The 19,373-nt window shown below is 72.9% G+C and carries 18 protein-coding genes and 1 pseudogene; 9 read left to right on the forward strand and 10 right to left on the reverse strand.

The window, feature by feature from the left end:
* A partial coding sequence (locus tag AB0I15_RS50995) for an ABC transporter permease (RefSeq protein WP_358113807.1) occupies positions 1–1,109 on the reverse strand: 1,109 nt, incomplete at its 3' end.
* 173 nt (positions 1,110–1,282) lie between these two features.
* On the opposite strand from AB0I15_RS50995, the gene AB0I15_RS51000 reads away from it, so the two are divergent.
* Positions 1,283–2,215 (forward strand): histidine kinase, encoded by a 933-nt coding sequence (locus AB0I15_RS51000; protein ID WP_358113809.1) that lies wholly within the window; start codon positions 1,283–1,285, stop codon positions 2,213–2,215.
* Positions 2,212–2,997, forward strand: coding sequence for a response regulator transcription factor (locus AB0I15_RS51005; protein ID WP_358113811.1), 786 nt, complete (start codon positions 2,212–2,214; stop codon positions 2,995–2,997). Before AB0I15_RS51000 ends, AB0I15_RS51005 begins: the two co-directional genes overlap by 4 nt.
* Here the strand turns inward: AB0I15_RS51005 and AB0I15_RS51010 are convergent.
* Both AB0I15_RS51010 and AB0I15_RS51015 read right to left on the reverse strand, forming a co-directional pair.
* Positions 2,978–3,634 (reverse strand): hypothetical protein, encoded by a 657-nt coding sequence (locus AB0I15_RS51010; protein ID WP_358113813.1) that lies wholly within the window; start codon positions 3,632–3,634, stop codon positions 2,978–2,980. The two genes, AB0I15_RS51005 and AB0I15_RS51010, sit on opposite strands and share 20 nt — an antisense overlap.
* A 99-nt stretch (positions 3,635–3,733) precedes the next feature.
* On the reverse strand, positions 3,734–5,293 hold the full coding sequence (locus AB0I15_RS51015; protein WP_358113815.1) for an alpha/beta hydrolase: 1,560 nt from the start codon (positions 5,291–5,293) through the stop codon (positions 3,734–3,736).
* Positions 5,294–5,421: 128 nt separating this feature from the next.
* On the opposite strand from AB0I15_RS51015, the gene AB0I15_RS51020 reads away from it, so the two are divergent.
* From AB0I15_RS51020 to AB0I15_RS51030, 3 genes are all read left to right on the forward strand, one after another.
* The gene (locus AB0I15_RS51020) at positions 5,422–5,919 is read left to right on the forward strand and encodes a MarR family winged helix-turn-helix transcriptional regulator (protein ID WP_358113817.1); all 498 of its coding nucleotides are present in this window, start codon (positions 5,422–5,424) and stop codon (positions 5,917–5,919) included.
* 98 nt (positions 5,920–6,017) lie between these two features.
* Positions 6,018–6,881, forward strand: a complete 864-nt coding sequence (locus tag AB0I15_RS51025) for an LLM class flavin-dependent oxidoreductase (RefSeq protein ID WP_358113819.1) — start codon at positions 6,018–6,020, stop codon at positions 6,879–6,881.
* The gene (locus tag AB0I15_RS51030; RefSeq protein ID WP_358113821.1) at positions 6,878–9,022 is read left to right on the forward strand and encodes an LLM class flavin-dependent oxidoreductase; all 2,145 of its coding nucleotides are present in this window, start codon (positions 6,878–6,880) and stop codon (positions 9,020–9,022) included. The genes AB0I15_RS51025 and AB0I15_RS51030 overlap by 4 nt, the downstream gene beginning before the upstream one ends.
* 33 nt (positions 9,023–9,055) lie before the next feature.
* Here AB0I15_RS51030 and AB0I15_RS51035 read toward each other — a convergent pair whose 3' ends face one another.
* On the reverse strand, positions 9,056–9,871 hold the full coding sequence (locus tag AB0I15_RS51035) for an aminoglycoside 3'-phosphotransferase (RefSeq protein ID WP_358113823.1): 816 nt from the start codon (positions 9,869–9,871) through the stop codon (positions 9,056–9,058).
* Positions 9,872–10,030: 159 nt separating this feature from the next.
* Positions 10,031–10,813: a hypothetical protein gene (locus AB0I15_RS51040; RefSeq protein WP_358113825.1), complete on the reverse strand. Its 783-nt coding sequence runs from the start codon at positions 10,811–10,813 to the stop codon at positions 10,031–10,033.
* Positions 10,814–11,049: 236 nt separating this feature from the next.
* Between AB0I15_RS51040 and AB0I15_RS51045 the strand changes: the two are divergent.
* Positions 11,050–11,289 (forward strand): annotated as a pseudogene (locus tag AB0I15_RS51045) (TetR/AcrR family transcriptional regulator C-terminal domain-containing protein); the annotation flags it as partial.
* Between the two features lie 9 nt (positions 11,290–11,298).
* On the opposite strand, the gene AB0I15_RS51050 reads toward AB0I15_RS51045, so the two are convergent.
* On the reverse strand, positions 11,299–11,949 hold the full coding sequence (locus AB0I15_RS51050; protein WP_358113827.1) for a TetR family transcriptional regulator: 651 nt from the start codon (positions 11,947–11,949) through the stop codon (positions 11,299–11,301).
* 81 nt (positions 11,950–12,030) lie between these two features.
* Here AB0I15_RS51050 and AB0I15_RS51055 point away from each other — a divergent pair, with 81 nt between their 5' ends.
* A complete protein-coding gene (locus AB0I15_RS51055; protein WP_358113829.1) occupies positions 12,031–12,834 on the forward strand; it encodes an SDR family NAD(P)-dependent oxidoreductase in 804 nt (267 codons plus the stop codon).
* Positions 12,835–12,859: 25 nt separating this feature from the next.
* Here AB0I15_RS51055 and AB0I15_RS51060 read toward each other — a convergent pair whose 3' ends face one another.
* Positions 12,860–13,330 (reverse strand): hypothetical protein, encoded by a 471-nt coding sequence (locus AB0I15_RS51060; RefSeq protein WP_358113831.1) that lies wholly within the window; start codon positions 13,328–13,330, stop codon positions 12,860–12,862.
* 142 nt (positions 13,331–13,472) lie between these two features.
* Positions 13,473–14,201 (reverse strand): helix-turn-helix domain-containing protein, encoded by a 729-nt coding sequence (locus AB0I15_RS51065; protein WP_358113833.1) that lies wholly within the window; start codon positions 14,199–14,201, stop codon positions 13,473–13,475.
* A gap of 250 nt (positions 14,202–14,451) precedes the next feature.
* Here AB0I15_RS51065 and AB0I15_RS51070 point away from each other — a divergent pair, with 250 nt between their 5' ends.
* Positions 14,452–15,555 (forward strand): serine hydrolase domain-containing protein, encoded by a 1,104-nt coding sequence (locus AB0I15_RS51070; protein ID WP_358113835.1) that lies wholly within the window; start codon positions 14,452–14,454, stop codon positions 15,553–15,555.
* Positions 15,556–15,582: 27 nt separating this feature from the next.
* Here the strand turns inward: AB0I15_RS51070 and AB0I15_RS51075 are convergent, their stop codons facing one another.
* Both AB0I15_RS51075 and AB0I15_RS51080 read right to left on the reverse strand, forming a co-directional pair.
* Entirely contained in the window at positions 15,583–15,918 is a 336-nt protein-coding gene (locus AB0I15_RS51075) for a Rid family hydrolase (protein WP_358113837.1), read from the reverse strand.
* Positions 15,858–17,363, reverse strand: a complete 1,506-nt coding sequence (locus AB0I15_RS51080) for a carboxylesterase family protein (protein WP_358113839.1) — start codon at positions 17,361–17,363, stop codon at positions 15,858–15,860. The genes AB0I15_RS51075 and AB0I15_RS51080 overlap by 61 nt, the downstream gene beginning before the upstream one ends.
* On the opposite strand from AB0I15_RS51080, the gene AB0I15_RS51085 reads away from it, so the two are divergent.
* Positions 17,290–19,362, forward strand: coding sequence for a LuxR C-terminal-related transcriptional regulator (locus AB0I15_RS51085; protein ID WP_358113841.1), 2,073 nt, complete (start codon positions 17,290–17,292; stop codon positions 19,360–19,362). The genes AB0I15_RS51080 and AB0I15_RS51085 overlap by 74 nt on opposite strands.
* Positions 19,363–19,373 lie beyond the last annotated feature (11 nt).

The following is a 19,373-nucleotide window of genomic DNA, read 5'->3' on the forward strand; positions in this document are numbered from 1 at the left end:
ATCGCCAGGGCGGCGGTCAGCCGGTGCGCCCGCAGCGCGGGCACCAGCGCGGCCAGCGCGACCACGGCCGGCATGCCCGCCAGCGTCACGGCGTACACCCAGGGGTCGATCGCGGCGCTGAACAGCCCGGCCCCGATGCCGTCGAGCAGCGGGCGCGCGGCCAGCCCGCCCGCGGCGGCGCCGAGCGCGGCCCCGGCCACCGCCGGGACGAGGACCATCACCAGGTGGACGGCGACGACCTGGTTCGGCGTGAAGCCCAGCGCCTTCAGCACCCCGATGTGCCGCAGCCCGGCCACGACCGCGCCGCTCACCACGTTCGCCACGATGAGGACCGCCACCACCAGCCCGAGCACCCCGAACCCGGTCAGGAAGGGCAGGAACACCGAGGCCGTGCGCCCGTGGTCGCGTTTGACGGTCAGGTACGACTGCGTCCCCAGCAGCGCGCCCGCCGGCAGGCCCGCGGTGATCGCGTCCGTTCCCCGGCGGATCTCGTCCTCGCCGCCGGCCCGCCCGAGGCGGTAGAGCATCTGGGCGGCGGACGGGCGCAGCGCCGCGACCTGGGCGGGCGCGGCCCACGCCGCGGCGGACCTGCTCAGGCTGGAGGCCAGGCCGACCACGGTGAACGTCCGGCCCTCCGCCGCGGTGAATTGCACGCCGAGGAGGGAGGAGAAGAAGGACTCCGGGGGCCGGTCGACGACGATCTCGCCCGGGGCCGTGGCCCAGCGGCCGGCCCAGAGGTTCACCCGGTCCACCGGGCCGCCGGGACCGGCGCGGCCGACGACCGTGAGCGGGCCGGGCGGCAGCTCCTCGACCGTGTCCGGGACCGTGACCACGGCCTGGGCGAACGGGCCCGCCGCGGCCTCGACGCCCGGCGCGCGGGCGGTGGCCGCCAGGTCCGCCGCGGACGCCTTGGCGGGGTCGTAGACGGCGACGACGTGGGCGCCGCGCTCGGCGGCGAACGCGCGCTCGAACGGGGAGGACACACTCGACAGCAGCCCCAGAGCGACCACGATCGCCACCGTCGAGCAGAACACCACGACACCGAGCACGCCCGTCTGGAACCTCCGCCGCCGCACCGCCGCCCGCGCGGCCCGCCACACGGCGCTCACGACCCCGCCCCCGGAAGAACGGCGGCCCTGCGGTGAGATCTCATGGCCACGAACCTAGATTCCGGACGGGCGGCGCGGCATCCCGCCCCGGATGGAGACGTGGCGGCCGTCATCCCGTGGATGTAGGGCCCAGGGAGGATGTGCGCGGCGGCCGGGCGCGCGAAGATGACCGGGTGCGGGAATGGCTGATCGGCGCGCTGGCGCTCACGTGCGCCGCCACGGGTTCGCTGGCCGTCGGGCTGGCCGTGGCGCTCGTCCGCACGCGGCGGCGCCACCGGGCGGCACTGGGGGAGCAGAGCCGGCTGCTCGACCGCGAGCGCGAGCGGGTGGCCCGCGCCGCCGTGGACGCCGAACGGGCCAGGATCGCGGCGGAGCTGCACGACATCGTCAGCCACAACGTCAGCCTCATGGTCGTCCAGGCCGGGGCCGCCCGCGAGGTGCTGCCCACGATGCCCGGCGCGGCCGAGACCGCGCTCAAGGCCGTCGAGGCGGCGGGGCGCGACGCGATGACCGAGCTGCGGCACCTGCTGGGCCTGCTGGCCCCGGCGCAAGATGGCTCCGACGACGCCCGCGAGCCCGGCACGCCCGGCGGCGTCGGCTCGCCCGGCACGTTCTCGTTCGGCCCGGACGATCTGGCGCCGCAGCCGGGCCTGGGTCAGCTCGGCTCCCTGGCCGACCGGATCGCGTTCGCGGGGCTGCCGGTGGAGGTGCGCATCTCCGGGGAGCCACGACCGGTGCCGGCGGGGATCGACGTGACCGCCTATCGGATCGTGCAGGAGGCGCTGACCAACGCGCTCAAGCACGGATCCGGCGCGAAGGCCGAGGTGACCGTGCGCTACACCGACCAATACCTGCGGGTGGAGGTGCTCAACACCGGACCCAGCGTGCTCACCCGCGGCACCGGGCCCGACACCCGCGGCGCCGGGCCCGATGCCCGTGGTGGCGGGCCGGGCGTGAGGCCTGTCGCCGATTCCGCTCGTGGTGCCGGGCGGGGGCTGCTGGGGTTGCGGGAACGGGTCGCGCTCTACGGCGGCGACCTCGACGCTCGGCGGCGGCTCGGCGGCGGCTACCGGGTGCGCGCCAGGCTCCCTCTGGAGCGGCCGTGACGGCCGGCCCGCGCGTGCTGATCGCCGACGACCAGGAGCTGGTACGCGCCGGCTTCCGCCTCATCCTCACCGCCCGCGGTCTCGACGTGGTGGGAGAGGCCGCGGGCGGGGCCGAAGCGGTCGCCGAGGCGCTCAGGCTGGTTCCCGATGTCGTGCTCATGGACATCCGCATGCCCGGCACGGACGGCCTGGAGGCGGCCAGGCGGATCCTCGCGCACCTCACCGAGTGCCGGGTGATCATGCTGACCACGTTCGACCTCGACCGCTACGTCTACGCCGCCCTCACCCTCGGCGCCAGCGGCTTCCTGCTCAAAGACGTCACCCCCGAGCACCTGGCGGCCGCCGTGCGCCTGGTCGCCACCGGCGACGCGCTCCTGGCCCCGTCGATCACCCGCCGCCTCGTCGAGCGCTTCGCCGCCACCGACCGCGCCCCCGGCCCGCCGCCCGGGGCCGTGCACGGCGACCTGGAGGCGCTGACGCCGCGTGAGCTCGAGGTCCTGACGCTCATGGGCAAGGGGCTGTCCAACGCCGAGCTGGCCTACGCGCTCACCCTCAGCGAGGCCACCGTCAAGACGCACGTCGCCCGCATCTTCGCCAAGCTCGCCCTGCGCGACCGCGCCCAGGCGGTGGTCCTGGCCTACGAGAGCGGCCTCGTCACACCCGGCCGCGACCGGCCCGCCTCCGGCGAAGCCCCGAGACCCGACAGCCCTGCCGTCAGACCTGCCGTCAGACCCGCCGTCAGACCCGCCGTCAGACCCGCCGTCAGACCAGGCCGACCATGAACCCTTCGTCCTTGACCCCCAGGTACGCCCCCGGCCGATACTGCCGCATCGCGTGCTCGATGACCGGGATGTACTTCGGGTTCGAGCCGAGCGGCAGCCGGTAGCCGTTCTTGACCGTGTGGAACTCCCACAGGTGCTCCATGTCCGGGTGCCGCTGCCGGAAGCCCTGGTCGGCGGGGAACAGGTCGAGGCGGACCATGGTCTTGCGGATCAGGTGGTCGGCGAGTTTGACGCGGCGCTGCTGCGTCCGCGAGATGCCCACCCCCGACAGCTCCGCCCACGCCACGGCCCACGGCGTGCCCTGGGGGTCGTCCCAGCGCACGCCGAAGCCGTCGAAGACCAGCTTGCGCGGCCGGTTCAGCTTCTTCCACGTGATGACCGGCAGCAGGCCGATGGACAGGAACAGCAGCCCCAGGATCCCGACGGCGACGGCGGTGCCCGAACCGCCCGTCGTCTGCCCGGTGAGCGCCGAGACGATCGCCATGAGCCCGATCGCGCCCGCGACGGAGCCGCCGATCAACGCCTTGACCTTGGCATCGCCGCCCACGTCGATCACGACGGGCGGCGGGGCGTAGGCGGGGGGCTGCTGGGGCGGGTACGGGGCGCTGTGCTGGGGCTGGTAGGGGCCGTACGTCATGGGACGTCACGTTAGTAGCGGCCGGCAGCCGTACTGTCACGCTTCAGCGTTTTGCGAAGCGTCCCGTGCGGCCCGGCCAGGCCGCACGGGACGGGTTCCCTACGAGAGCGCGGACGTCCATCCCGGCAGCCCGGGGATCGGGCCGGGGAACGGGCGGGCCCGCTGCGGGCTCACCTCGGACGGCGGCACCGCCGCGCAGCGCGTGTCCCGGGCGGGCACCTTCAGGGAGGTCAGATAGTCGTCGATCGCCGCCGTCGGGCACGGGCCGCGCCCGTAGACGCCGTGCCCCCACCCCTCGTACGTGATCAGCCGGGCCTCGTCACCGATCTGCCTGGCGGCGTTGACCGCCCACGGGTAGCCGGTGGCAGGATCGTGCAGGGCGTTGCCCAGCAGCAGCGGGGGCGTGCCCGACACGTTCAGCGCGTGCTGCGGGTTCGGGATCGGGTCGGGCGTGCCGAGGCAGGCGGTCGTGAGCGGGTGCGCCGCCGCGCTGATGAGCATGTCGGGCGCGATCGAGACCGACCTGCGCAGCAGGCGCGCGTACTCACGGAAGTCGCGGACGGGCAGCAGGTAGTCCTGGCAGAACACCTGGGTGGGGTCGTTGATCACCTCGTCGGACGTGGCGGCCGGCGGCGTCAGGATCGCCTTCGCCGTCCTGTCGCCGCCGTCCAGCGCCACCAGGAGCTCGGCCAGCTCCTTCCACGCCGGTTCGTAGAACGCGCCGAACGCCTGCCGGATGAGGCCGAGCCGGGTCAGTGCGACGCCCGGCATGCCGGGGAACTCCAGCTCGCCCCGGCCGGCCCGGGCCAGCAGGTCCCGCCACACGGCGCGCACGTTCTCGCCGTGCAGCGCGCAGGAGGCGGTCTTGCCGCACCAGGTGACGAACTCGTCGAAGGAGTCCTGGGCGGTCCACGACTCGGTGTCGAGGAACGCGGCCGTGCCGAGGCTGTGGTCCATGTTGCTGTCGAGCGCGAGGGCGCGTACGCGGCCGGGGTAGCGCTCGGCGTAGAGCTGGCCGATCAGCGTGCCGTACGAGATGCCGTAGTAGGTGAGCTTCCCCTCGCCGAGCGCGGCGCGCAGGGCGTCGAGGTCGCGTACCACGTTGCCGGTGTGCACCTGGTCGAACAGCGGCCCGGTCCGCTGCCGGCAGTCCTTCCGGTAGCGGTCGTTGTGCGCCAGCAGCGCCTCGAAGTCGGCCTGGCTCCTGATCGCGAACGGCTCGGGCGCCTGCTGGGCCAGCTCGAGCGAGCACCGGATCGGGTGGCTGAGCCCCACGCCGCGCGGGTCGAAGCCCACGACGTCGAACCTGCCGGTGATCTCCTGCGTGAAGCCGAGCCGGTCGCCCAGCACGGCCTCGACGCCGGACCCGCCGGGGCCGCCCGGGTTGATCAGCAGCGAGCCGACGCGGGCCGCCGGGTCGGTGGCCTTGCGGCGGGCGAGCGCGAGCTCGAACGTCTCGCCGCCGGGCCTGTCCCAGTCGACGGGGACGGTCAGCGTGCCGCACTCGGCCGTCGCGTCCTTGGCGCAGGGCGCCCAGGCGATCGAATCGGCGGTCGTGGCGGTGATGGCGGTCGTCGTCGTGGCGGCGGCGGGGGCGATGGGAGCCAGGGGAGCCGTCAAGGCGGCTAAGACGCCGAGGCTCAGGACAGTTCTTCGCATGTACGCGTCCAATCGTCGGAAATACGATCATGGACGAACCGGTCGGACAGCCACATCCGACTGGAGTAGGAGAGTCCTGTCATACCGGAGGCGGGGGCCAGGGCACAGGGGGCGGATATGCTGCGCGCATGAGCAGTGAGCGGCCCGCCGACGCCTCCACCGGGGACAATCTCGGCTGGACCCTCGGGGTGCTGCTGCGCGCGTACCAGGGGTCGGTCGTCACGGTGATCGGCGACTTCCCGCACGGGCCGCGCGGCTACCAGACGCTGGCCGCCGTGGTGGGCGGAGACCAGCCCACCCAGCTCGCGCTGGCCGCGCACCTGGGCATCGACCGGACCGTGCTGACCTACCTCATCGACGATCTGGTGGCGGCGGGCCTGGTGGAGCGCCGCCTCAACCCGGCCGACCGCCGTCAGCGCAAGATCGTGGCCACGGACGCGGGTGTCGCCGCGTTCAAGGACCTCGAGCGGCGGGTGGGCGAGGCCGAGGACGTCCTGCTCGGCGCGCTCGACGCGGCCGAGCGTGACACCCTCCGGCGGCTGCTGTGGCGGGTGGCCTGCGACGTGCGGGACATCGATCCCGCCCGTGACCCGTGTGATGTGGCCGAGGAGATGCTGGCCCCGTAGCTGTTGCGTACGCGTGGAATGTCCGCGTGCAACTTGCTGTTGTGCAACTCGTCTGACGTAAAGATAGTCTGTAGCACAACACATCTGCGGGAGGGCTCATGCCTGACTACGGCCACGACCTGCTCTTCGGGTCCTTCATCACACCCGCGAACGCCACGCCGAAGGCGGTCGTCGGCTTGGCGCAGGAGTCCGAGGCCGCGGGACTGGACCTGGTGACCTTCCAGGACCACCCCTACCAGTCGGCCTTCCTCGACACCTGGACGCTGCTGTCGTACGTCGCCGCGCAGACCGAGCGCGTACGACTGTCGGGCAACGTCATCAACCTCCCGCTGCGGCCGCCCGCCGTGCTGGCCAGGGCGGCGGCGAGCCTCGACCTGCTCAGCGGCGGGCGGTTCGAGCTGGGCCTGGGCGCGGGCGGGTTCTGGGACGCGATCGAGGCCATGGGCGGCCGGCGGCTGACTCCCGGGCAGGCGGTGGACGCGCTGAGCGAGGCCATCGACGTCATCCGCGGCGTCTGGGACACGAGCGACAAGTCGCTGTTCCGGGTGGAGGGCACCTACTACCAGGTGGACGGGGCCAAGCGGGGGCCCGCCCCGGCGCATGACATCGGGATCTGGCTGGGGGCGTACAAGCCCAGGATGTTGCGGCTGATCGGCGCCAAGGCGGACGGGTGGCTGCCGTCGCTGCCGTACATGAAGAGCCTGGACCAGCTCGCCGAGGCCAATGCGATCATCGACGAGGCCGCGGCCGACGCCGGGCGGGACCCCGCCGCGATCCGCCGCCTGCTCAACATCAGCGCCCAGACCGGGCCGCCCGAGCGGTGGGCCGAGCAGCTCGCGGCGCTGACCCTGGAGTACGGCTTCTCCGGATACGTCGTCATGGGCGACGACCCGGTCACCATCAGGACGTTCGGCGAGGAGGTGGCCCCGGCCGTACGCGCGCTGGTGGCGGCGGAGCGATGAGCGCCGACCACGGGCACCCGCTGCGGTTCGGCGCCCTCCTCACCCCGGACGGTGACGCGGCCGTCGAGCGGGCGCGGCTGAGCGAGGAGCTCGGCTACGACCTGGTCGTCCTCCGCGACGCGCCCGCCGCCCTCGACCCGTGGACGCTGCTGAGCTGGGCCGCCGCCCGCACCAGCCGCATCCACCTCGCCGCCGCCGTCCCCACCGGTGACGTTCCGGCCCTCCTGGGCCGGGCGGCGGCCAGTGTGGACCTGCTCTCCGGCGGGCGCGTCACGCTGCTCCTCCAGGGGAGCGCGGCGCACCTGGACGAGGCGATCGACGTCATTCGCGGCGTCTGGGCCGCCGACCGCTCACCGCTGCACTTCGACGGCCGGCACCACCGGCTGGCGGGCGCCGAACGCGGCCCCGCCCCGGCCCACAACATCCCCATCTGGATCGCCGGCCCACCCGACCTCGCGCCCCTGGCCGCCCGCAAGGCGGACGGCTGGCTCCCCACCTCGGCCGCCACCTCGGCTGCCGGCACGGTCCCCGGTACGGCTCTCAGCGCGGTGGCCGCCGCCGAGGCCGGGCGCGATCCTCGCGAGATCATCACTCTGGCCTCCGTCCGGCCCGCCCCCACCCTGCGCGCCGGCGACCTCCTTCCCCTGGTCCTCGACGAGGGTGTCAGCACGTTCCTCCTCGAGACCGACGACCCAGCCGAGCTGCGCCGGTTCGCCACCGACATCGTCCCCGCGCTCCGCGCCGCCGTCACCTGCGAACGCCGGGCCCGCGGCGTCGCCCAGTCCGGCACGCCGGTCGCGAGCACGTTCGTCCGCCGCCACCGCCGGGAGGGCATCGACTACGACGGCATCCCCGCCGCCCTCGCCTCGACGGCGATCGAACCCGGGGACGCCGGATACGCGCGCGTGCGCTCGACGTACCTGCGTGGCGGCTCGCCCGGGCTGGTGCTGCGCCCCGGCACGCCCGGCGAGGTCGGCCAGGCCGTGCTCTTCGCCCGGGAGCAGCCGGTCAAGCTGGCCGTCCGCAGCGGCGGCCACGGCATCAGCGGCCGTTCGACCAACAACGGCGGCATCGTCATCGACCTGTCCCGCCTCAACGCCATCGAGATCCTCGACAAGGCCACCCGCCGCGTCCGCGTCGAACCGGGCGCCCGCTGGAGCGACGTCGCCGCCGCGCTCGCTCCGCACGGCTGGGCCCTCAGCTCCGGCGACTACGGCGGCGTGGGCGTCGGCGGCCTGGCCACCTCGGGCGGGATCGGCTGGCTGGTGCGCGAGCACGGCCTCACCGTCGACCACCTCCGCGCCGTGGACCTGGTGCTGGCCGACGGCTCGCTGGTGCGCGCCGACGAGAGCGAGAACGCGGAGCTGTTCTGGGGCGTACGCGGCGCGGGAGCCAACTTCGGCATCGTCACCTCGTTCGAGTTCGAGGTGGACGAGGTGGGGCCCGTGGGGTTCGCGCAGTTCGCCGTGGACGCCACCGACACGGCCGGCTTCCTCCAGCGCTGGGGCGCCGCCCTGGAGGCCGCGCCGCGCGACGTGACCAGCTCCCTGATCATCGGCCAGGCCCGCCCCGGGCAACCGCTCATCGGCCAGATCATGGCCGTCGTGGACGCGGACGACGCCGAGACGATCGTCGACCGGCTGCGGCCCATCGCCTCAGCCGCCCCGCTGCTGGACTACTCGATCCAGGTGGTGCCGTACGAGGCGGTCATGAACGCCCCGCAGGGCCCGCACGACGCCCAGGGCGAGCCGGTCACCCGCTCGGCCCTCGCCGACCACCTCACCCCCGAGCTGACCGAGGCGGTCGCGCGGCTGGTCGCGAGCGGGCGGACGTACTTCTTCCAGATCCGCGCGGTGGGCGGCGCCACCTCCGACGTGCCCGTGGACGCGACCCCCTACGCGGGCCGCTCGGCGAACTTCCAGCTCGTGGCGTTCGGGCCCAGCCGCCGGGGCCTGGACGAGATCTGGGACGGAATGTCGCACCACTTCTCCGGCCTGTACATCAACTTCGAGACCGACCTGCGCCCCGAACGGCTCCACGACGCCTACCCCGAGGCCACGCTCCGGCGGCTGCGGGCGCTGAAACGCCGCTACGACCCGGGCAACGTCTTCCGCGACAACTTCAACATCACCCCGTCCTGAGGTCCGCGCGGCCGGGCGCATGCGGACGACCGGTCAGGCGAGGTCCCACAGCAGCCGGTAGTAGGCCATGCGCTCGGGGTCGGGCTCGACGGCGTACCCCTCGCACAGGAAGGCGTCGTAGCCCGGGCCGTAGTCATGGAGGATGCTCCAGCTCGCGACCGCCAGATCGGCCCAGCGGTCGGCCACGCCGAGCGAGCCCAGATCGACGTGGGCCGCGAACGTGCCGTCGTCGTGCAGCAGCGTGTTGGGCACGCAGGCGTCGCCATGACAGACGACCAGCCGGTCGATCGGCGGCGGCGTGCCGAGCCGCGCCCGGGCCTCGGCCACCTCGAGATGCCGGTGCTCGGGGGCCCAGTCGCCGGGCCCCTCGCCGTCGGCGATGCGCTCGTCCGCGCGGAGCAGCCGCCGCTCGACACTCCAGTCGAACGGGCACTCCTCGACGGGCAGGGCGTCGTGCAGCAGTCGCAGCCCCCGCCCGATCGAGGCCGCCGCCGTCGCCGGCTCGGCGACCCAGCGGGGGAGCACCGCCGACGTCCCGGGCACCTCCTCGGTGACCAGCCACGCGCCGTCGGCCTGCGTGCCGAGCTCGAGCACCGGCGGCACCGGCGCTCCCCGCCGCGCCGCCCAGTCCAGCCGCTCGGCCTCACCCGGCAGGTCGATCTCCGGAGTGCCGGCGGCGACCCACTTGGCGTAGCGGACGCGTCCGCGCCCGTCGTCGAGCCGGAACGTCAGGCCGCCCAGCTCGTTGCGCCACACAGGGGTGACGGCGTCGCCCCTGGCGAGCGCGGCGATGATCGGCGGGACGGCCACGGGGCCGGTCGGGATCTCAGCGTCGGCGGTATTGCTCACAGGGACATGATCCTGGCAGGCAGGCGCTGCCCCGGCAAAGGATTTTCGCGCCGCCGCCCCGCCGCCGCCGCCGTCCCGATGCCGTCCGCACAACGGTGGTGCGCCGCCCTGACGCCGGGGACGCGTCAGGACGGCGGGCTCGGAGTACGTCCCGAGCGGTCAGCGACCGGTCTTCGTGGACCACAGCGGCGTGGTGCCGTCGTAGATCACCACGTTCCCGTCGTCCTGGACGTCCAGCCGGGCGCCCGGGTTCTTGCCTGTCTCGGAGCTCCACAGCGGCGTGGTGCCCCGGTAGACGACCAGGTTGCCGTCCTCCTGCATCTGCGCGAACGCGCCCGGCTTCCCGCCCGTCTTCGAGCTCCACAGGGCCTTGGTGGCCTTGTAGAGCACGAGGTTGCCGTCCTCCTGCATGACGAACTGGTAGTCGCCGTTGCGGGAGCGCACGTACTGGTTGGCCTTGAGCGCGTAGCCCGGCTTGAGCACGCTGATCGTGGCGTGACGGCTCCACAGCGGCGTCTTGCCGTCGTAGATGACCAGGTTGCCGTCGTCCTGCACGGCCAGCCGCGCGCCGGGGGCGTCGCCGGTGTTGGACGCCCACAACGCGGTCTTGCCCCGGTAGACGACCAGGTTGCCGTCCTCCTGCATGGCGGTGAACGCGCCGGGACGGCCCCCGGTCTGGCTGCTCCACAGCGGCTTGGTGCCGCGGTAGAGGACGAGGTTGCCGTCCTCCTGCTGCTGCAGGAGGTAGTCGCCGCCGGACGAGCGCACGGAGTCACCCGCTTCGAGCCGCTGCCCCGGGTTCAGCCACGTGGTACGGGCAGCGCTCGCGACGGCCGACTCCTGGACCGCCGCCGCCGAGGCGGAAGCCGAGAACGAGGCCGTGACGACCGTACCCGTGAGCGCCAGCGCCAGGACGCCGACGTGCGCCGCGATCCTCTTCATATCGCTACTCCAAACCGTGTCGGTGATCAGGAATGGCGAGGTTATCCAGGGGCCCCAGGGGATCGGCTCACTTCAAATAGTCTGAAAGGCTCGCCTGACCAGGCTTGCCGCAAGCTCGACCGCCCAGGCCCGGCCGTCCGGGGTGGCGCCGGCCATCTCGTGCCCGTACGTGAAGCCGCGGAGCCCTCGGGCGGCGAACGCCACGTGAGCGTCCAGGAGACCTACGCCACGGCGTCGCGTTCGCCACCTTCGTGGTCGGCTCCGTGCAGTTCAACCTGGGCGTGGACACCGCGAGCCCGGAGGAGCGGCGGATGCGCCGCAGGCTCTACGAGGGTCTGGACCCGCACCGACATCCCCTCCTGGTCGCGAACGCCGAGGAACTGTCGCGGGTGGGCAGCCACGACGAGTTCGAGTTCGGCCTGGCCGCGCTGCTGGACGCCATCGAGGCCCGGATCGCGTCCCAGAGTCCCGGCTGACGACTCGGCTCACCCGGTCGCGTCAGGGGGTGCGGCCGTGAGCCGGGCCAGGCCCGCGCGGGCGAAGTCGAGGACGCGGTCGACCAGGGGAAGCAGTGCGTCGGTGGCGGTGTCGCGGTGGTGGGCCTCGTGGGTCATGTACAGCTCGCGCAGGCCGCCCACCACGGTGTACGCGGTCAGGCGCGGGGCCAGCGCGTGGGGCGGCAGGCCCAGGTCCTTGCCGATGGCGGCGGCGATCAGGCGTTCGAGCTCGTAGTAGCTCGTGCGGGCATGACCGCGGAGATCCTCGTCGTCGGTGATCAGGGTGGCGCGTTTGACGCGGAGGGCCCAGGTCTCGCCCGGCCTGCGGCCCTGGTCGGCGTCGCGTTCGTCGAGGGCGCGCATCGTGTCGCGCATCCACTCGCCGACGGCGTCCAGGGCGGTGCCGGGACGGTTGTCCAGCCGGGCGGCCAGCGACTCCGGAGCGAACGGGTCGTCGGCGAAGAGGAGGTCCTCCTTCGTGGGGAAGTGCAGGGTGACGGTCCGCGTCGCGACGTCCGCGTGTTCGGCGATCGCCGCGATGGTCGTGTTGCGGTAGCCGTGCGACGTGAACAACTCCAACGCCGAGGTCTGGATCCGTTCGCGGGTCTGCCGCTTCTTCCGGTCACGCCTGCCTTCCATGCGGTAAGAGTACCACTCGTACGATTAATGCAGTCCATGCTACTGTTATCATCGAAGGTACTCAATGAAGAGGTGAGGACGTTGTCCAAGACGTGGTTCATCACCGGCACATCGAAGGGGTTCGGCCGCGAGTGGTCGGAGGCCGCCCTCGAGCGGGGCGACCGGGTCGCCGCCACCGCACGCGACATCGGCCACCTGCGTCCCCTCACGGAGAAGTACGGCGACGCCGTGCTGCCCCTGCGGCTCGACATCACCGACCGCGCCGCGGTGTTCGCCGCCGTACGGCAGGCGGCCGAGCGCTTCGGCACACTGGACGTGGTGGTCAACAACGCGGGCTACGGCCACTTCGGCATGGTCGAGGAGCTGACCGAGGCCGAGATCCGCGCCGAGATGGAGACCAACTTCTTCGGCACGCTGTGGGTGACGCAGGCGGTCCTGCCCGTGCTGCGCGCGCAGGCCCACGGCCGGATCATCCAGGTCACCAGCGAGGGCGGCGTCCGGGCGTTCCCCGGCATCGGCGGCTACCACGCGTCGAAGTGGGCCGTGGAGGGGCTGTCGGAGTCGCTCCGCAAGGAGGTCGCGCACTTCGGCATCGACGTCATCTGCCTGGAGCCCGGCCCGTACTCGACCGACTTCGGCGGCGGCAGCGTCCGCACCAGCGCCGAGCACCCCGACTACGCCGAGGTCCGCGCGACCACCGAGATCACGTGGGATCTCGGCGACCCGAAGGCGACGCGCGGGCCGATCCTGGAGCTGGCCGACACCGACGACCCGCCGGCACGGATCTTCTTCGGCAGGTCGCTCGAGCCGGTCGCGGCCGAGTACGAGGAACGGCTCGCCACGTGGCGGAAGTGGCAGCCGGTCGCCCTGGCCGCATTCCGTTGATCGGGCACGACCGGGGGACGGCTCGCTAGGTGGCGAACACGTTGGCGAGGAATCCGATCGCCGCGAACGCGACCGCCACGATGATCGCCCAGATCAGACTCAGGCCCAGCAGCGAGAGCACGTACGTGTGCGCTCCCGCGATCACGGCCATGGCGAGGCAGGCGGCGAGGTCGGAGACCAGTTCTTCCCAGGACAGGAAAACCAGGAAACCGGCGAGGACGCCGGTCAGCACGGTCAGGATCACGACTCCGGTCACACCCCAGAAGCCGGGTGACGAAGAGCCGGCGTCTTCCGGTCGCGCACTGTCCGTTGTGCGGACGTACTGCGTGACCGTCACCGCGGGAGTGGTCCCCGCGTTCCCGGAGGCGGCCTCCTTGTCGTGCTCGAAGGCGAAGAAGGCCACGACCACGCCCACGATGGCCACGACAAGGGCCAGCACGGCGGCGATTTCGGCGTAGACGGTGAGCCGTCGTGGCCTGGAGGGTTCGTCCGCCATGCATGTCCTCGCAACGGGGAGAGCGACTCAGCGGTAACACTCTAACGAGACGCCCGGCGGAGGCGTCCCCCAGAGGATCAGGCCGCGACCTCCCGGTACGACCCTGACGCGACGGCAGGGGACGCGTTGACGCTGGGCGGTTTCACTCGCGCTGGTTCGGTTGCGGGGTGGTGTAGACCTGGCGCCAGTGCTCGGCCGAGCGGGTCAGGTCGTCACCGACGCTGGTGAGGAAGTCGCTCATGTTCTGCAGCCGGACGCCGGCGGGGGTGGCCGGGCCGAGGGTGCGGGCGCTTTGCCGGGCGGCGTCGGCCAGCAGGGCGTTGGCGCGGGCGCTGGCCACCATGGCCTGGTACCAGACGTCGTTGTCGATGACGTAGCGCTCGGCCCGGCGCCGGGGGTCGCGTTCGCGCCGGATGAGTCGTTGCTCTTCGAGGTAGCCGACGGCCTTGGAGATGGAGGCGGGGCTGACCTGCAGGCGCTGGACGAGTTCGGCGGAGGTGAGGCTGCCGCTGTCGGTGGTGTACAGGGCGGCCAGCACCTTGGCCATCATCTGCGGGATCCCTGCCTGCGTCAGCAGGCCGGTGAGCTGGTCGGCCACCTGGCCTACGGTGTGCCGGTCGCGGCCCTGGGCGTCGGCGTCGCCGCGTGCGGCCGCCGGGGTGGCGGTCCGGCGCTGGGGGACGCGCCGGTCGGCGGCACGCTGGGCCTGGTCGGCGCGGTAGGCGCCGGGGCCGCCGTTGCGCATCACCTCGCGGGTGATGGTCGAGGTGGGCCGGCTCAGGCGGCGGGCGATCTCGGCGTAGGTGAGCCCCCCGGCCAGTCCATCGGCGATCTGGCGGCGGTCCTGCGGGGTGAGCCTGTCTCCGGGCAACTACGTCCGCCTCCTGGTCGCTCGGGATCTCGGTTGACGGACAGTGTGCATCCGACGGCAACGACATGCAACTTCCCGACACTGCTGTTGCATTAGCCGACAGCCATGATGCAACGATTGTGTGCTGTTCACGTGCATGAACGTCGTTGCTTCGCGAATTTGTGATTGACGATTTGATGCATGCAACGTAACTTTTCGTCTGTCGCGAAGATCGAAGTAAGGCGACCAACCCCCACCAAGGAGACCCACGATGAACACCCACGCCGGCCTGATCGTCCCCGGCCAGGCCCAGGTCCAGCGCCTGCTCGACGCCGCCATCACCGAGCAGGGCTACCCCGGCGCGATCACCGAGATCCGCACCGGCACACGGCAGTGGTTCGGCTCGGCCGGCGTGGCCGACACCACCACCGGCCGCCCGCGCACCCCGCAGGAGCAGTTCCGCGTCGGCAGCATCACCAAGACCTTCACCGCCACCCTGATCCTGCAACTGGCCGCCGAGCACACCCTGAGCCTCGACGACACCCTCGACACGTGGCTGCCCGGCCTGGTCCACGGCAACGGCCACAACGGCGCCACCATCACCATCCGGCACCTGCTCAACCACACCAGCGGCATCTTCGCCTACACCCTCGACCCGGGCATGCTGGAGCGCTACTGGTCGCCCCGACTCCTGCAGCACCGCTTCGACAAGGTCGCCCCCGAAGAGCTCGTGAAGATCGCCGTCTCCCACCCGGCCGACTTCCGGCCCGGCCAGGACTGGGGCTACTCCAACACCAACTTCGTCCTCGCCGCCATGATCATCGAAAAGGCGTCCGGCATGTCGTACGCCGACACCCTCGCCTACCGCATCGCCCGCCCGCTCAACCTGACCGGCACCTACGCCCCCGGCCAGGAGACCGGCTTCCGCGGCCCCCACACGAGCAGCTACTCCACCCTCATGCTGCCCGGCACCGACGCGCCGGCCCACGACGTCACCGAACTGAGCCCCTCATACGCCTTCGGCGTCGGCGAGATCATCTCCACCGCCACCGACCTCAACACCTTCCTCACCGCCCTGCTGAGCGGCCGCCTGCTACCGCCCGTCCAGCAGACCGAGATGTTCACCATGATCCCGGTCCCCGACGGCAAGTGGCTCGACGGCTACAGCTACGGCCTGGGCATCTCCGCACTCACCCTGCCCGGCGGCACCACCCTCTACGGCCACGGCGGCATGATCACCGGCGCCTGGTCCTACCTGTACGGCACCCGCGACGGCAACCACGTCGTCACCCAGAACGTCAACGGCGACTGGGGCGTCCCACCCATGGGCCTGTTCACCGACATCCTCAACGCCACCTTCCACCCCGCCGCCTGACCCGGCACCGGCCGCCCACCACTCGGATCACCCGCCCGTGGAGCGGAGCATTACGACGTCCTCCAAGCCCGCGCCGCCCGCCTCGAGCACGGCGGTGACGTTGCGCAGGGTCTGCGCGGTCTGCTCGGCGGCCGTGGCGCCGACGACCTCGCCCGTGTCCGGATCGAGCGGGAACTGCCCGGAGACCTGCAGGACGGGACCCTTGCGGATGCCTTGGGACAGCGGGCCCGCCAGGCGGGGGCGTTCTCGGCGGTGATGACGGTTCTGGTCATGGTGGGTCCTCGAAGAGTGCGGACGGACGCCTACGAGGGCCGGCTCCAGGCCTGTCGCTCCTGGCTGCGGGGATCGTCGACCTGGGTCCACTCGGCGTCGATGCGCATCGTGGCCCGGCGCTCGTCGTCGTACGGGTCCCAGCCGGGGTCGCCGGTCCCGGCGAACCGGACCCAGGTCTGGTGCGTGCGGGCGGCGAGATCCGCGGGGGGCCGGTCAGGGCCGAGCAGGGCGGCGGCTCCGTGCAACCGGGGGAGGTGCGCGAGATCGAAGACGAAGGGCAGCTCGACCGCGTGGGTGGCGCCGAGTTCCCCGTCCAGGGCGTAGGAGCGCCAGGCGAACTCGTAGGCGTAGGTGGCGGACCCGGGGTGGGCGGCATGCGCGTCGGCCAGGGCCCAGCTACCCGCGCCGAACAGCGCGTCGCCCATGATGGCGGAGCGCAGCCCGCCGAAGGACGCCTCGGGGCGTGCCTTCCGGTACGTCTCGACGAGTTGCGTCGGATGGGGGTGCGAGCGCGCCGCCGCGTCGTCGACGTCCCCGGCGGTCGAGGTGGAGTACTTGCCCACCGGGACCAGATAGAGGTTTCCCTCTTCGGTGTTGGTCCCGATGAGCAGGTCGACGTCGTTGCCGAGCCCGGCCGCGACGGATTCGGCGGGCTGCGTGTCGAGGACCAGGCTGAAGGGGCTGAGCCCGATCAGCGGGTCAGCGTGGCTCTCGGTCCGCAGGTCGATGCCCGCGAGCCGGGAGGCGGCCTTGACCAGGCGCTCGTCGGAGATGTCCGCGAAGGCGTCGACATGGGGCTCGATGCCCAGGGCCGCGGCGGCCGCCTGGGTGACGCGGGCGGCTTGCTCGGGGGTGAACGCCCCCAGGCCGCTGCCGCTCTGGACGATCGCCCGGCGGAAGAGGCTGGTGGCTTCGGGGGTGGCGAGGACGCCGCCGACGATGGTCGCCCCGGCCGACTGGCCGAAGAGGGTGACGTTGCGCGGGTCGCCGCCGAACGCGGCGATGTTCTCCCGCACCCAGCGCAGTGCGGCGACGACGTCGAGCAGGCCGCGGTTGGCGGGCGCGCCGGGGATGTCGAGGAACCCGGCGATGCCGAGCCGGTAGTTGAGGGTGACGAGGACGACGCCGTCGCGGGCGAAGGCGGAGCCGTCGTACATCATGGATCGCGTCGATCCGGCGACGAATCCGCCGCCGTGGACGAACACCATGACGGGCAGGTCGCCGCCGCCGGCGGCGGGCGTCCAGACGTTGACGGTGAGGTAGTCCTCCCCGCGGCTCCAACCGGTGCCGAAGTAAGGGGACATGTCCACGCTGCCGAGCTTGCGCTCGGACTGCGGCGCGTTGGGCCCCGGCGCGGTGGCGTCCCGTACGCCGTCCCACGGCTCGTGCAGCCGGGGCACCGCGAACCGGTCGGCGCCGCGGGGCGGGGCGGCGTAGGGGACGTTGCGGAAAGCGGCCCTGGTGGAGCTGACGAGGGCGGCCACCGCGCACGACGCGGCCACGGCGCCGCCGCCGGCGGGTCCGCTCCCGCTCACCGATCACCTGGAGCGGATCTTCGCGGCCCGCCTGCACGGCCTCCCCGCCTCCACCACGCGGGCCCTGCTGCTCCTGGCCGCCATGGACGGCGCCGACGCCGTGATCGCCGTCCCGGCCGGGCTGCCGCGCGCGGAGGACGAGGCCTGGCTGCCCGCCGAGCAGGCGGGGCTGGTCCGGCGGACCGGCCGGGACGTCCGGTTCCGCCACCCACTGGTCCGGTCCGCCGTGTATCACGCCGCGTCCTTGGACGCCCAGCGCGAGGCTCACCTCGCGCTCGCCGAGATGCTGCGGGACGAACCGGATCGGCGTGCCTGGCACCTGGCCGCCGCCTGCCCGGGACCCGACGCGGCCGTGTCGGCGGAGCTGGCGCGGACCGCGGCCAGGGCCCGCCGGCGCGGCGGCCATGCGGCGGCGGCCAAGGCCCTGCAGCGCGCCGCGGAACTCGCGCCGCAGCGTGCCGACGGTGCCCGCCTGCTGGTCGAAGCCGCTGCGGCGGCCGTGTTCACCGGGGACATCGCCTGGGTCGAGGAACTGGCCGCCGCGGCACGCGCGCGTACGGATGACGTGACCCTGCTCGCCTCCGCCGCCGTGCAGGCCGGGCGGCTGGCGGTCCTGACCGGACGCCACGGCGTGGTCTTCTCCCGGCTGGCCGACGCCGCCGAGGAGTTGGCGGTCTCCCAGCCCGCCGCCGCGCTGGACCTGCTGGCCGGCGCCGCCGTGGTCCGCTTCTACTCCGGAGACGACACCCAGCGGCGCCGTATCCAGGACATCCTGCGGCGCCTTCCCGAGGACGCCGCATCCGCGGGCTTGCGCACCTGGGTGAGGGCTGTGTCGGACCCCTTCGACGACCGGCCCCGACTCGTCCGCCTGCTCCCGCGGTTGGCGGCCGAGGCGGCAGCCCGGCCGGAACAGCTCACCACCGCCGGGATCATGGCGTGGCTCCTGGACGAGACCCCGCAGGCCGTACGCGCCTTCGACGAGGCCTTCCACCGCTGGGAGCTGCAGGGACCACTGCCGGAGGGCCTGGGCGGCGCGGTCGCCTGGGCCCATGTGGAACGAGGGAGGTGGGGACAGGCCCGTGAGGCCTGCGCCCGTACGATCGCGGTCGGCCGGGCGGCCGGCCTCGACCACGCCGTGGCCTGTGCGGTCACCGTGGACGCCACCGTGCTGGCCTTCCAGGGTGACACGGCGACGGCCCGCGCACAGGCCGAGGACGCGCTCACCCTGGTCGATCCGCTGGAAAGCCGCTCGGTCCACGTCTACGCCCGTCGTGCGCTCGGTGCCGCGGCAGCCGCGGAAGGCGCCTATGAGAGCGCGTACGACCAGCTCCGCATGGCCTTCACGGCGGACGGCGCGCCCGTGCACTACCACGCCTCCTACCCGGCCCTCGCGGAGCTGGCCGCCGCCGCCGTGCGCTGCGGCCGCCGCTCGGAAGCTGTCGCGATCGTCGAGCGTTCGGCATGTGCGCCGGCGGACAACGCCTCACCTCGTCTGCGCGCGCTGATCAGCCGGGCCCGTGGCCTGCTGGCGGACCTCGAGGACGCCGAGCCGCACTTCCGGGCGGCTCTGGCGGATCCGGCACTGGAGTACTGGCCCTTCGAACGCGCACAGACCCTGCTCGACCTCGCCGAATGGCTGCGGCGCCGTCGGCGCATCGCAGAGGCGCGTGGGCCGCTCACCGAGGCTCTGGAGGTCTTCCGGCGCCTGGGAGCACGCCCGTGGATCGAACGCGCCCGGGCCGAATCGCGCGCCGCCGGCCTCGACGTCACGGACTCGACCCCCGACGCGCTCGCCGAACTCTCCCCGCAACAGCAGCAGATCATCAGGCTCGCCGCCCGCGGGCTGACCAACCGTGAGATCGGCGAAAGGCTCTTCCTGTCCCCGCGCACGGTCGGCTCGCACCTCTACCGCAGTTTCCCCAAGCTGGGCATCACCGCCCGATCCCAGCTTCGCGACCTCATCGAGGGCGCCCTCACGGGGGCCGGCCACCAGGAATAAGGGCACGCCAG

Origin of the sequence: Nonomuraea sp. NPDC050643 (assembly GCF_040654715.1) — a bacterium.
Classification (GTDB): domain Bacteria; phylum Actinomycetota; class Actinomycetes; order Streptosporangiales; family Streptosporangiaceae; genus Nonomuraea.